12 protein-coding genes and 1 pseudogene are annotated in these 11607 nt (G+C 64.4%); 8 read left to right on the top strand and 5 right to left on the bottom strand.

The annotated features are described in order from the left end of the window. Positions 1-52 precede the first annotated feature (52 nt). The 3 genes from LuPra_RS08785 to LuPra_RS33100 form a co-directional block, all read right to left on the bottom strand. Complete coding sequence (locus LuPra_RS08785; RefSeq protein WP_110170396.1) at positions 53-715, bottom strand: hypothetical protein; 663 nt, start codon at positions 713-715, stop codon at positions 53-55. A 96-nt stretch (positions 716-811) separates the two neighbouring features. Next, positions 812-2656, bottom strand: a complete 1845-nt coding sequence (locus LuPra_RS08780; protein WP_157898913.1) for a zinc dependent phospholipase C family protein — start codon at positions 2654-2656, stop codon at positions 812-814. Positions 2657-2694: 38 nt separating this feature from the next. Continuing rightward, the gene (locus tag LuPra_RS33100; protein WP_110170394.1) at positions 2695-3069 is read right to left on the bottom strand and encodes a hypothetical protein; all 375 of its coding nucleotides are present in this window, start codon (positions 3067-3069) and stop codon (positions 2695-2697) included. A 157-nt stretch (positions 3070-3226) separates the two neighbouring features. On the opposite strand from LuPra_RS33100, the gene LuPra_RS33095 reads away from it, so the two are divergent. After that, positions 3227-3577 carry a hypothetical protein gene (locus tag LuPra_RS33095; protein WP_110170393.1) on the top strand — a complete coding sequence of 117 codons (351 nt, stop codon included), beginning with the start codon at positions 3227-3229 and terminating at the stop codon, positions 3575-3577. A gap of 38 nt (positions 3578-3615) precedes the next feature. Here the strand turns inward: LuPra_RS33095 and LuPra_RS34350 are convergent, their stop codons facing one another. Further along, a complete protein-coding gene (locus LuPra_RS34350) occupies positions 3616-3819 on the bottom strand; it encodes a DUF1592 domain-containing protein (RefSeq protein ID WP_418001410.1) in 204 nt (67 codons plus the stop codon). A 50-nt stretch (positions 3820-3869) separates the two neighbouring features. Between LuPra_RS34350 and LuPra_RS08760 the strand changes: the two genes are divergently transcribed. The 6 genes from LuPra_RS08760 to LuPra_RS08730 all read left to right on the top strand — a co-directional run bounded on the left by LuPra_RS08760 (position 3870) and on the right by LuPra_RS08730 (position 9831). Further along, positions 3870-4325: a hypothetical protein gene (locus tag LuPra_RS08760; protein WP_110170392.1), complete on the top strand. Its 456-nt coding sequence runs from the start codon at positions 3870-3872 to the stop codon at positions 4323-4325. 1339 nt (positions 4326-5664) lie between these two features. Further along, positions 5665-6132, top strand: coding sequence for a hypothetical protein (locus tag LuPra_RS08750; RefSeq protein WP_157898911.1), 468 nt, complete (start codon positions 5665-5667; stop codon positions 6130-6132). Further along, positions 6038-6658, top strand: a complete 621-nt coding sequence (locus LuPra_RS08745; protein ID WP_162271336.1) for a transposase — start codon at positions 6038-6040, stop codon at positions 6656-6658. Before LuPra_RS08750 ends, LuPra_RS08745 begins: the two co-directional genes overlap by 95 nt. Continuing rightward, on the top strand, positions 6628-6903 hold the full coding sequence (locus LuPra_RS08740) for a hypothetical protein (protein ID WP_157898910.1): 276 nt from the start codon (positions 6628-6630) through the stop codon (positions 6901-6903). The genes LuPra_RS08745 and LuPra_RS08740 overlap by 31 nt, the downstream gene beginning before the upstream one ends. A gap of 388 nt (positions 6904-7291) precedes the next feature. Continuing rightward, positions 7292-8851 (top strand): hypothetical protein, encoded by a 1560-nt coding sequence (locus tag LuPra_RS08735; RefSeq protein ID WP_157898909.1) that lies wholly within the window; start codon positions 7292-7294, stop codon positions 8849-8851. Then, a complete protein-coding gene (locus tag LuPra_RS08730; protein WP_110170386.1) occupies positions 8839-9831 on the top strand; it encodes a hypothetical protein in 993 nt (330 codons plus the stop codon). The genes LuPra_RS08735 and LuPra_RS08730 overlap by 13 nt, the downstream gene beginning before the upstream one ends. A gap of 128 nt (positions 9832-9959) precedes the next feature. Here LuPra_RS08730 and tnpA read toward each other — a convergent pair. After that, positions 9960-10276, bottom strand: a pseudogene (tnpA, locus tag LuPra_RS08725) (IS200/IS605 family transposase); the annotation flags it as partial. 48 nt (positions 10277-10324) lie between these two features. On the opposite strand from tnpA, the gene LuPra_RS08720 reads away from it, so the two are divergent. Then, the gene (locus LuPra_RS08720) at positions 10325-11239 is read left to right on the top strand and encodes a DDE-type integrase/transposase/recombinase (protein ID WP_157898908.1); all 915 of its coding nucleotides are present in this window, start codon (positions 10325-10327) and stop codon (positions 11237-11239) included. Positions 11240-11607: the final 368 nt, after the last annotated feature.

Genomic DNA, 11607 nt, shown 5'->3' with positions numbered 1-11607 from the left:
GTTTGCTGTTGTCGGGCGACGCACACGACGCCAGGTTCTGTACCGCCAGGTTCTATTCCTGCCGTAGTGAGGTCATGGGGTCGGTATGCGCAGCATGCCGGGCCGGGAAGAACGAAGCACCGGCGCCAAGCAGCACGAGGGCCGCGCCCGCGGCCAGCATGGTCACGGGATCGTTGGGCTCGACAAGCTCCCCAGTGCGATACGCGGCGGCAAGGTGCGTAAACCGAACCGCCGGCTCGGGCAACTCGTCGACGCGCCGCAGGCCCAGCGATTCGTAGGGGACTGTCGCGCTGGCCACGGTGTCGACACGTGTGCCAAAGACCGGACCGAAATCCGGATCGACCGGCGGCGGTGGCAACGCTTCCAGGATCTCCCCTGCGGCGTCGAGCAAGGGCTTGAAAAGCCTGCGCTCGAGCGGCAACCGAATCCCGGGGAACTTCCCCACCGCCGGAGGGAGTCGCTTGTTCAGCAGACAGTAGATCAGGGCGTGCGCCGTCTTATAGTCGTCGATCGCGGCAGCGAACCGGCGCTTCAGGAAATGCTTCTGCGCGGCGCCGAGATGGCTCTCGATGGCGAGGAGCTTGCGCTGCGCGGCAGTGTCGGCGGTCGGTGCGCCGACGATGTCGGTCAGCGCCACCAGTTCGGCGGCGATAACCCGGGCGGGCGCGCGCGTGTGCAGCGTGGTGAGGTAGTTTTCCGGAAATCGCATGGCCATCGCAGGGCTCCGTCGGGCGTTGGATGGCGGCGATCGTCTGGGAGTCGGCGGGCGCCGCCGCCGCACGGGCAAACGGGCGCCGCCAGCATCGAGGAGCTATGGCGCTTCGTGCAGCGCTTCGTTGGTGACGGCCGTGGGGTCCACCTGGCCCGTCCACGTCTTGTAGCCGTATCCGCGATCGCTGTCGAGATTCCAGTTCGCGAAACACGTTCTCCGCGCGATGGCGGTCGCGTTGGCGTCGTTGGCCGTCGTGATCATGAACGCCGTCAGGTCGATCGCGTTGCCGATCACCCGTCCTTCTCTCGCCGCGTTGTTCGCCTCGCCCGGCGTCCCCGCGTCGGCGTACTTCTTCAGATTCTGCTTGCTGAACGGCAGCGATTCGATGAACTGCCGCGGGTCCATGGGCGCATTCGTCGTCACGAAATTCCAGATGCGGCCGTCGGCCTCGTTGCCGCGGAACGGGCAGATCAGATGTGAGTCGCCGAGCTGCGTGCGGCGCGGGTAGCGGGTGACCTGGCTCGTGAACACCTGGTTCGGGGCCAGCGACCCCACGCAGCCGGCGCTCGCCTCAATCAGACGGGTCGAGACGGAGTTCGACAGATCGTCCCGCAGCGGGAACAGGAACCCCTGCATCGACAGAGTCCAGTGCGCCACCCGATACAGTTCGAACAGCAGCAGCTGTATCCCGTAGAGCAGGGCCAGGAGCACCATCACCGGAAGGATGAGGAGCGCCGTGATCAGGAAGTCGATGAGCTCATGGACGCGCTCGATCAGCCAGACGGCCAGCGCACCCAGGTAGGCGAGCCACTCGGCGAGCGACTCGAACAGCGACTTGTAACAGGCGGCCGACTTCGAGGTCAGGCCGAGCATGTCCTCCCACGAGCAGTTGATGTCGTCGGTCGAGGGGGGCGAGGGGGGCGACTGGATGACGTCCTTCCACGCATCTTCGAGGATGGCCAGCGCGCCCGGGAACGGCTCCTCCGGCCGCTCGACCCCCATGCCGGCCAGGATGCCGAGAATGCCGTGGAAGGTGGTGTAGGTCTCCTTGATCTCATCCGCGGTCAACAAGGTTTTCTGCTGGCCGCCCGCCCACGGGTAGCCCGTGGTGTAGCCCTGCTGGAAGGCGGTGACCAGGAGCGAGGCGATGTCGTCCGAGCAGGTCGAGTCGGTGAGGGCGAGGCGTTGGAGGAGCGTCGTGCTGATCGACTCGTTGAAGTAGTGATCGAAAGCCCACGTGTCCATGAAATTCTCGGCCGTCACGTGCCGCTGCATGTTCAAGCGGTACGGCGCCCCGACAATCTGGTTCACGTAAGGATGCCCGGTGACGTCCGCGGCGATGTGCGACAAGTACCCGAACGCATAGGCCTTTTGCCGCGCCGTCGTGGCGTTTTCCACAAGATGCCTTGCGAACCGGCCGGTACGCCGGTAGTGCAGGAGATCAAACCAGTACCACTTGTCGTCCGGTTGACCATCCTGCAGCGGCGGCGTGAACATCAACTTGAAGAAGTTCTGAATCAGCGGCACGCCGGCGGGATCGAACACGCTGTTGAGGCCTCCCACTACGCCGGCCATCAAGCCCGTCTGGACTGCGCTGGTGAACAAGCCGGCCGTCTCTTTCAGCTCCTTCAACAGCATCTCGATCAACGCAATCGCATCGTCCGCGACCGCGTCCTTCACCGCATCCTCCACCGGCTCGATGAACTGCTCGTTGATTTGCTTGATGGGCGCGATGATGTCCTCCCACAAGTCGAGGACCTTCTTGTAATTCGTGTACAGCGCGATGATCGGCTGCATGGCCGGATAGTCCGGCGCGAAGAAGAACAGGTCGGGACCAACCGCCCCCAGCATCGCGGCGTCCGGCTGGTCCGACAGAACGGCGGCGGCATTGACCGCGGCGCTGCTGCCGGACATCAGCTTGTCGTCGATCGCACGGCGAAGCACGATGTGATGTATGCCGTATTTGGGCATGGCGCAGTGCCTCAGGTCAGGTTGGCGAGAAGGAGCCGTCGATGATTGAAGTCGGCGACGGTGAGCTCGTTGGGGTCGAGCAGCGGATCGCTGACGATGGCGATGAACGTGCCGTTGGCGCGCGTTCGCATGAACGGGACGCGCACCGTCGTGCGCTCCCCCGGCTGCAGCGTGAAGACGAGCTGCCCCCCCAGCGTGAATTCACCGAGTGGGATCTTCTCGTGAATCGGTGAACGCGGCCGTGCCTCCAGCATCCGGACGACGCACGTGTAGGCCGCGACGTTGCCAAGATTCTGCACGATGACGGGGACGTGCTTTAGGCCCAGGCCAGAAAAAGCGCTGGCCGTGTCGGCCGTTCTTGTGACCTTGAGAAACGTGCGCGCCATCTCGTGACGCTTACCGGGGCGCGGCGGGTGGGTCCGGCGCCACTCCCGCCGGAAACGCTGGAACTCCTGGCGCCACGGAGCTTCTCGTCCAGCGCGGGCCCGGGGTCCCGCGGCGGGACTCGGCTTGCCAGTCTTCCTCCCCGCGGCGGGACTCGGCTTGGCAGTCTTCTTCTTCGACGTGCCGCGGGTCTTGCGAGAGGCGCTGGCGGCGTGGGGGCCGGACGCCGCCTTCACTGCGCGGCGCGGCGCGGTTCGCTTGCGACTGCCGACCTTCGAGCGAGCAGGCATGCAACCTCCTCGTGGCGAACTAATCGCTGCCCACTATAACGGAAAGAGCGCGGTGGAAAGCAAAAAGTTCGTGGGTGACTCGCTGCCGATGCGGCACCGGCGAAACGTCAATGTCGTCGCTGACGGGCCGTCAGTGTACGATGCGACTTCGTACTACCTCGTTCGCGCGTTCGCCGTTTTGGAGGACGCCGGCGAGGTCGTCGGCACATCGAGTGGATAGGCGACGTAGGGACGAGGCGTCAGCGTGAGCACGCTGCCCTACGCGAACAAGCCAGCGCGGTCCTGGGCGGGCCAGTTGACCCGGCGAAACTCCGGTCCCGTAACGTTCGGGATGCCATAGTGGCGCGCAAGCCGTTCATTGCGAAAACGTGTAGTTCGCCGTCCACAGTCAACCGGATGGCCGTTCTCACGGAGCTGGCTGTGAACAAATAGCGTCGTCTCGCGCTGAAGCGCCGCGCGCAGTACTACAGCAGCGTTCCGGATAACGCTAGTGTAGCGTCCGAGAATTAACCATGGCAGAAGTCAAGGATGTCGTACTCGCTCCGGTCACGCCTGTCGCTGGTAATAAGCTGAAGGTGGACATCAGCTACAAGCTTGTGTTCAGCCCAAGCGAGGCTGGCAAGAAGTTCAAAGTCGCGATTGATCTCTACGGTGAAACCATAGCCGAAGATAATGAACCGCTCGTAGCCAATTTCCAGGGACCGAAGGCACTCTACACGTTCAGTTTTGGGACCTTGCCGCAAATCAGGAAGTACAAACTTATAACAGCGCAGGCTGGAGAACTAAGCGTTTCGGAGCCGTCCCGAGAAGTTGACAAAGCTGTCTTGAACGAAGATCCGGGCTCTAAACAGATCCTCGTAGCGGGTCAGGTGGACACGATCGAGAACGCAGACGAGATCTACGCGGTGGTAAGCGTCAGCAGCGAGGCACGTTCGAACACGTACCAGATCACAACGCCACCGACGTAATAATGAGTCAGTGGCTCCATCACTCCCGTGGCTCCTGACTCACTCTCTGTGCAAACGCTCGAGTCAACCGGAGAAACTGACGGTGTGCTCCGGGCCGCCGAGCGCCTCCGTCCGTCGTACGTTTCGACAGCCGCGGCGCTTTCGGAACAGAACAGTTCCAAGACGATCGAGCTTTCGATGCGAGTGCCGTGTGGGCTTAAGCTGCAGGCTTCGAAACTGCGGCCGAAATATGCAGGTGGGTCTACGATTAGTCAGGCAACCCGCGCGGATTCTGCTAGGAAAATGAGTAGACCCCACACCTCCGCTCCGGCCGCTCAGAGTGAATCACTGCCGGCACCGGCGGTGGCGCTAGCCGCTGCTCCTGGGCCCTGGATTATCGAGCTAACCAAAGTCCCGGGCCTGGGCTTGATCACGGACCGCCGTCCAGACCAGGTACTGCTTCGCCGCGCACTATAAGCCGTCGTGCACGAGAACACCATTCTCCTTCCGCGTCGGCATGAGCGTCTTGACAGGATGGGGCAAAGGGATCTAGCACTGTGCGTTGGACATGGCGGCCCAGGCTTCCAGGGCCAGTAACAGTGCGTCAAGCGGCCGCTTGAAAACGCAGGCGGCCGCGAAGCCCCGCCGGCCTTGCAAGAACCTTGCACGCGGCCGGGCCGAATCCCCGCGAAATGCTCAGAGCCGGCCCGGCGCGCACCTGATGGCTGGTCAGGCGGATGTCTACCGGTCTCAGGGGAGCTCTCGTCGCTTGCAATGGAGAGTAGGCTTTTGTGATGCCAGCGAAATGGCTTGTTCGAACGATGCCGCCGGCCCAGTCCTGTCGATAGACCCACTGGACTTTCGTGCCCCGCATGACGGACAGCACCGTGCACAGATTTTGGACTGCGATGATCAGGTCCTCGGACCCGAGTCCGGGCGTTGCCGGCACGATCAATTCCGCCAGGACCGCGCAAGACCGGTCCGTCATCACCCGACGCTGGAGAGCCGCGCTGTCCACCGTGTTGCGTGCCTTCCAGCACGACAACGTTACGATAGCGAGCCGGTCATTCCATATTGGAAGGCAGAGCGGAAGCCGCGCGTCCCGCCGTGCGGTTTCCGCTCGTGAAATCGGATGAAAATCGCGCCCGTGGTTGCGAGAATGGGGCTGTCGCGAGCGGTGAGGTCGATCTAGACAGTGGAGGCAGTGACGCCGTCATATTGGATGATCCGGAGCGTGCGTGCTAGAGCGAATAACTGGGCGTCGTCGTGTGACAGCCTGTGACCCTGAGTCAGATAATCGAGGCACGCTCTCCGCTCGCGCCAGGAGCTGCGTATGCCCTATCGAATCGCGGGAATCGACGTGCACAAGGCGATGCTGGCGGTCGCGGTTGCCGACGTGGAGGTCGAGGGCGACTGGGACTTTGAACGCCGACAATTCGGCGCGACTCCCAGCCAGCTGCGTCTCCTGACGGACTGGTTGGTCGAGCGTGAGGTCGAGGAAGTCGTGATGGAATCGACCGCCCAGTATTGGCGTCCGGTGTGGGGCGCCTTGGAACGCACCTGGCAGCCGACCCGGAGAGCGCGCGCGGACGCTGGGCCGACCAGCGGCGGGCTGCATCTCGCGCAGGCGCAGTCCAATCAAGGCCGGCAGGGCCGGAAGCGCGATTTCCCTGACGCGGAGCGCTTGGTCAAGCGGCTGGTGGCGCACGAGCTGACCCTGAGTGAGGCCAGACGTGACGCAGCGCCTCTGGCGAACGGTCACGCGGCGCAAGTATCAGCTGACGCGGAATGGCGTGCAGTTGCAGAATCGCCTCGAGGCGTTGCTTGAGGAAGCGCACATCAAGCTGTCGATGTTGGTGTCCGATCTGCTCGGCGTGAGTGCGTGTCGGATGCTCCGCGCGATTGCCGCCGGCGAAACCGACCCCGCCGCGATTGCCGCATTGGGGACCGCTCGACTCCATGCCACGCCAGAGCAGCTCTGCGACGCCCTCGGCGCGTCGACGGATCTCCATCCCGTGTACCGACGGCTGCTCACGATGACGCTCGCCGAGTTGGACGTGATCGGGTCGCACATGCGGCAACTTGACGAGGAGCTGGCGGCGCTGTTGCGCGTGCATCAGGACGCCGTGCAGCGACTCGCGGCCGTGCCTGGTCTTGGTGTCGATTCAGCGCAGCAGATCATCGCGGAAGTCGGCCCGACCGCGTCGACATTTCCGACCGCTAAGCATCTGGCCTCCTGGGTGGGCGCCTGTCCTGGTCATGATGAGAGCGCCGTGTCAACCACAGTCACCGCTCCCCGAGCGGCAACCGCCAAATGCGTCGCGTGCTCAATCAGAGCGCCCATGCCGCGGTGAAGACCAAGGGCAGTCTCTTCGAGCTGCTCTACCGGCGGTTCGTCACGCGCCTCGGCCACGCGCAGGCGATCGGCGCGATTGCGCATCGGCTCTGTCGGCTGGGGTGGAAGATCCTGCAAGACAACGTGACATACGAGGAACGTGGCCCGACGGTCAACAAGGCGCGGGCACACCGTCGCGTCAGCAAGATGCTGCGCGAACTCCGGAGCCTTGGTTACAGGGTCGACCTCAGGCCAGCGCCGTGAGCCAATGCACCCCGACGCTACGCGGACTCTCCACCTGATTTTCGACCCTGTCTTGATGGTGCAGCGAAACGGGGTGTCGCGAGGTTCTGGCGAACGACGACACGGCGCCGATCAGCGGTGCCCGCTTGCGGTCGTGTCCGTGCGGACGCGTACGCGCACTCCTCTGTAGAACGATGGGGCGTCGGCGAACCGAACACGGGCGTCAGCCGCGATGCGATGGACAGCTCGACCGCAGATTGCCGTTGACATGTGGAGGCTTCGACTCTAGGGTAAGCCACTTCCTCTGCAGCTCGCCTCGACTTTCCCCACAAGGAGGCATCGCATGAAAGCTGATGGCAGACAGCACAGGCGGCCGATGCCGCCGTTCTTTCGGCGAGCGCTCGTTCCCGTGCTCGTCATGCTTCTCGCGGCACCCGCACAACTCCGCGCCCACAACTACGCGTATCACGACCACATAACGGACTTCGCGTTTCAGATCATGGTGGCCATCGCGAAAGGAGATCCGCGCTTCACCCGCCCCGCCGCCGTGACGCCAGCGGAGTGGACCGCGTTCGTGAGCACGGTGACGGCTGCCGTGTCGCGGCTGCGTCGAATGCCGACCGTCCTCCCCCCGCGTCCAGAGACATGCATTCAGGCGGTGGACGGCGGCAGCAACACGGTCGCGAAAGGATGGTCGACGACGACGCTCGGCAAGGTTCAGCACGCCGTCTCCTCCTCCTACCTGACCGACACCGTCGATTGCGGCGTGGCATACAACTACACGCCGGGCGGCATCTACGACGATATCAATCCGGCCGGGGCGCGCGATTTTTCCGGAACAGTGCTCGGCCTCTGGGCCGGCCGGCCTGACGACGCGGTGGACGACACGCATCTCGAGATCAGGCCAACCAACGCCCTCGGTCTCGGCTTCCTGAAGGATGCAATCAACGACCTGATCAACAAGGGTCTGACCGTGCTGCTGATTCCGTTCGTCTGTCTTATCGATTGCATCTTCGGCGGATGCAGCGGCTGCGCGGGCGGCGCGAGTGACCTGGCCGACGGAGCCAACCCGCTCGACGAAATCGACGCACTGATCCCCGGCATCGGGGACATCTCCGGCACCGACTGGACGGGCGTCTGGCACCATATCAACCTGTTCCCGCAGGCGAGCAACGAGTTCGACAATCACCAGGGGCTGCTCAGCGAGGCGGCGTTCGGCGGTGTGCCGGATCCGCTCGAGATCCTGCTGATGGCGGTGTCCGACGCCGCAGGTCTTTCGGTCAATCCCGACGACAGCGACGGGGTGCAGCACTACCAGATCGCCAACGCCGGCGACGGGCACCCCGATTCCGACATGCGCGACGATGGCGACTGGCTGATCACGACGTGGGTGCACGTGCCGTTCAGCCCGGTCGACAACCTGGCGCAGTACGGGTGGAGCGAGTTCAAGAAAGACACCACACGCGGCGCCAAGTTCCTCGGCTGGCCGCTCCACGCCATCGGCGACGCCACCGTCCCGATGCACGTGACGGCGACGAGCGGCTGGGGCCATCGGCCGTACGAAGACGCCTACGACAACCTGTGGCCGAAGCTCCGCCACCAGGGGGAAGCCGGCGAGTCGCGGTTCGCGCGAGAGGCGCTCGACGTGGCGGTGCACTGGAGGAAGTTCATCCTGGATTGGCGTACCGCGCACCCGGCCTCTTCAACCGACGTTCCGGTACGCGACCTCGTGACCGCGATCGCGCAGCGCACCTTCGATCGTTCAATGAAACAGCACGTCAGTCTCGGGACCTGGCCGTTCAACCCGCTGATGTCGAGCACCTATCTGGTCGCGAAAGACACGGCGATCGGCTTCTATCGCGATCGGTCGGATGCGGTGGCGCTCGGCACCCCGGGTGCACTCGACGGCATCGGCGCCACCATTGCGTTCCTGATATCGGCTTCGGAGATCAATCCATGGCCACAGTAGCGACACGACTGCCGCAGGCGGCACTGATCGCATTCATTGTCCTCGCTGTCGGTCCAGCGCGCGCACAGGCGACCTGCGATGACACGGCACAACAGGCCGCCGTGGACGCCAAGGCCAAGGGCCTCACGCCGCTGCAGATCGATCGCGCGTACGGCACGGCGCTGCTGACGTGCAAGGGGGTGAAAGACGCCGGGTTTGCGGCCATCGCCGCTGCGGTGAACCTCGATCGCGCCAGGCTGGCGCGGTTGTTCCTCGCGCGGAAGCTGCCTACCGGGGACTATCTCGCGCTGGTGCGCGACCGCAGCGCCAAACTCCGGCTGGCGCGCCGCGATTCTACGTATCGAACGGCGTTTCTTGCCGGCGATGCGGATGGCGATCTGGTTCCCGACGACCGTGACAAATGCAAGGCGACGCGCGACCTCACCGAGACGGGCCGGGACGGGTGCCCGGTTCGCCCGACGTCGCGGCCGGCGCCGAATGAAGAAGCGATGGCGCAGGCGCGCCGCGCGCTGCGTGGTGTCGCGCTCGTGTCCAATCCCAAGTGCGCGGAAGCGCCGGTGCCGGATCGCGCGATCCTGCTGCACCAGGGCTTTCTACGGCCGGACGGGAACCTTGCCCATCACTTCTACGGCATGGCCGTCTCGCGCGTGCGCAACCTGCCGGCCGGTTGCGAAGGGTTCTATCAATTCAACTTTCGCTTCAGCGAGCGTACCGATGCGCTGTTTCCCGTGACCAAGATCGTCCAGGTGACGTTTGCCGACAGCGACAACACCGACACCGGCCCGAAGGCGGCTGTGCGGCGAATCTTCAAGGTGTTTCAGGCAGACACCGGTCATCGGCAGGAGTTGTTTCGTTCCTCCGTTAAGTACGGCCGTGTGGACTGGCGTGTGCGGACGATCGGCGCGAACGGCCTGGTGTCGACGTGGAGCGACTGGCGCTACGACGCCTTCAACGGCATATTCAAGTTCGACGGTCCGTGAACTGCGCGGGGCGCTGAGTAACGAATCCCCGGCAGAGTCGGGGGCATCCAGTTGTGAGCCGCTCAAAGTGGCTTGACGGGGTCGCCAACGCGGCCTCGACGGTTGCGGGCCACCGTCTCGGTGGCCGATTAGCGCCAGAGCTCCAACTGGTCCAGGCGCGCGTCCTCTCGTTCCTGCTTCTGGATGTACTCGCGGATCACTCGCTCGGCGCGCCCACCGTGGACACGAAGTACCCGCGCGCCCAGAAGTGCTGTCCCACAAAGTTCCCGTTCCGCTACCCGTACACCCGCCTTAGATGGATCGCGCTCTTTCCCTTGATAACCCGACCAACTGCGCGACCGCGTACTTCGGCGGGATGGCGATCAGCATATGCACATGATCCGACAGCAGGTGGCCCTCATGAATGCCGGCTCTCCTTCTGGTGCGCCAGCCGGCGAAACACCTCGCGACCGCAGCTGTCCGTCAGCACTTTCGGCACTTTTACGAGCGCGCCGTGGACCGGGCCCGAGCGTATCTCCCGTTGCGAGCGATCTTGCGGTTCCTCCGTGTGTCGCCCAGGCGGTTCCATGCCTGGCGCCAGCGGCAGCGCGCGTGTGCGCTCGATGATCGATCCACCTGTCCCCGCACGTCGCCGTCTCGACTGACGCCCACCGAAGTCCGGGCAATCGAGGACATGGTCACGTCGCCCGACTACCGTCACGTTCCGACCGGCACGCTGGCCGTCCTCGCGCAGCGGCTCGGCAGGGTCTGCGCCTCGCCCTCAACGTGGTATCGCCTCGTCCGGCGGAACGGCTGGCGCCGTCCGCGGCTCCGCGTCCATCCGGCGAAGCCCAAGATAGGGCTGCGCACGACGCGCGCGAACGAAATGTGGCACATCGACACCACGGTCATCCGCTTGCTCGACGGAACCCGCGCCTATCTCCATGCCGTGAGCGACAATTTTTCGCGACGCATCCTCGCCTGGCGCGTCGCGGACACGTTCGCGCCGATCAACAGCGTGGCCGTGCTGCTCGACGGCAGTCGGGTTGCGACGCCGTCAGACACCACCCCGGTCGTGCTGGCGCATGCCGGAGTCGAGAACGTGAACGCCCAAGTCGACGCATTGATCGAGACGGGTGTTCTGCGCCGGCTACTGGCCGGCACGGAGCTCAAGTTCTCGAATTCCATGATCGAAGCGTGGTGGCGCTCGTTGAAGCATCAATGGCTCTTCCTCCACTCGCTGGACAGCAGCAGCACCGTCGGTCGGCTGGTGGCGTTCTACGTCGACGAACACAACCGCGTGCTGCCGCATTCGGCGTTTCGCGGACAGACCCCGTACTGTCCGACAACTCGATTGAAGCCGCTGAGACCCACGCTAGGGTGGCGGCGCTGCCGCTGGAATGGGTCGTCCGGGATTCTGCGGCTCTGATACGCTGCGCGCCGTGGTTCGCTCTCGCATCCGCTCCGGATCTTTCTGATCGCGCTGGCCGGCTGGGTCAACCAGCACCAGCGATGTCATCGACTATCTGCAAGAGGAGAATCGCGTCCTACGGGAGCAGCTCGGACCTCGGCGGCTTCGGTTCACCAACGATCAGCGTGTGCGCTTGGCCGCGAAAGCCCACACGCTCGGTCGACGCGTCCTCGCGGAGATGCGGTCCATCGTGACGCCGGAAACCTTGCTCGCCTGGCATCGGACGCTGATCGCTCGGAAGTACGACGGCGGCCAGCGCCGCGGTCCTGGGCGGCCCCCAGTTGCCGCGATGATTCGGGAGTACTTGGTACGGATGCCGAGGGAGA

It is taken from the genome of Luteitalea pratensis, from assembly GCF_001618865.1.
Classification (GTDB): Bacteria; Acidobacteriota; Vicinamibacteria; order Vicinamibacterales; family Vicinamibacteraceae; genus Luteitalea; species Luteitalea pratensis.
Note: the sequence above shows the minus strand (reverse complement) of the source record. Positions and strands in the feature narration are given on the sequence as shown.